The organism is Rhizobacter sp. P5_C2 (assembly GCF_054049715.1).
Window position 1 is genome coordinate 1 of the sequence record NZ_JBFULV010000244.1, and the last position, 1,179, is coordinate 1,179.

Genomic DNA, 1,179 nt, shown 5'->3' on the forward strand with positions numbered 1-1,179 from the left:
CCTGCAAACCGTGCTCGCCAGCCGAGGCGCGACCGACCGGGCTGCCGCGGCCCGCGTGCCCGCCGCAGCGGAGCGCCGGCTGCAGGCTGACGCGGCGCGGGTGTCGGCCGATCTGCACCGGCCGTGGCTGCCCTTGCTCGATGCGCTGGAGGCCAGCGCGAGCCCGCGCGTCAACGTGCAGCAGTTGAGCGTCGACGGGGGCTTCGCGAAGCTGCAGTTGCAGGTCGATGCGCCGGGGCTGCCGGAGCTGCTGCAGTACGTGCAGTCGCTGGACCGCGCTGGGGCGCCGCTGCATGGGGCGCAGTTGCTGGGGCATGAGTGGGTCGCGAACGGAAGCGCGCGTCGGCTGCAAGCGCGGATCGTCGTCGCCTTGGTAGCCCGGATGCCAATCCGGGATCGCGGAGTTGCGGACATTCCCGGATTGGCATCCGGGCTACGGTCATGATGGCGCGCGCGTGGCTCAGCTATGTGATGCTGCGACTCGGCCCGACGGGCGCTGCCGGCTTGTTGCTTCTCGCCGCGAGTTCCGCATTGCTGGCCTGGCAGGCGCTCGACACCTCGCCCCAGCGGCTGCTTCAGCGGGTGGCAGCCGCTCGCGCCGAGCTCCAGCGCGCACCCGCCGTGCGCCCGGTCGTGCGCTCGGCCCAGACCTTCGTCGCCGATCTCCCGCCGGCCGAGCAGGTCCCGGACTTCATCGAAGGCGTGCACCGCGCCGCCTTCGCCGCCGGCCTGCAGATCGACCGTGTCGAGTACCGGGCGCCGACGCTCGCCGCCGGCCAGGTGCTGCGCTCGCAAATGGTGCTGCCGGTCAGCGGCAGCTACCCGGCGATCGCGCAATGGCTGGCGCAGGTGCAACACGACCATCCCAGTGCCGCCATCGACGAGCTGACGCTGCAGCGCGATGCCCCGGCCGGCGAGCCGCTGCATGGCCGTGTCGTGCTGAGCCACTACAGCCGCAACGCGCCATGACCCCCGCCGCACGCCACCGCTGGCTTGGCTTCGCCGCGGCGCTCACCGCGCTCGCATCGGTGTGGGCGCTGGACGATGACGAGCAGGCCGTGCGGCCGGCACCGCTCGGGCAAGCGATGGCCGTCGAGCGACCCGCCTCTGCGGCGGCCACACCGGCCTCGGCCGTCGACGCGACCGAATGGACGCTGCCGGAGCGCGCGCCACTCGCCC

At 73.3% G+C, this 1,179-nt stretch carries 3 protein-coding genes; all 3 read left to right on the forward strand.

The features are described from left to right. The coding region (locus tag ACXJLU_RS33370; RefSeq protein ID WP_457338009.1) for a hypothetical protein at window positions 1-445 on the forward strand (445 nt) is incomplete at its 5' end. Beyond that, on the forward strand, window positions 442-969 hold the full coding sequence (locus ACXJLU_RS33375) for a GspMb/PilO family protein (RefSeq protein WP_457338010.1): 528 nt from the start codon (window positions 442-444) through the stop codon (window positions 967-969). The genes ACXJLU_RS33370 and ACXJLU_RS33375, both read left to right, overlap by 4 nt. Further along, window positions 966-1,179 (forward strand): hypothetical protein (locus ACXJLU_RS33380; RefSeq protein WP_457338011.1); only part of this gene is annotated, 214 nt, incomplete at its 3' end. The genes ACXJLU_RS33375 and ACXJLU_RS33380, both read left to right, overlap by 4 nt.

What these genes read in the sequence shown, in the direction of transcription:
- ACXJLU_RS33375 (WP_457338010.1), top strand. Translation starts at nt 442, where the DNA reads ATGATGGCGCGCGCGTGGCTCAGCTATGTGATGCTGCGACTCGGCCCG.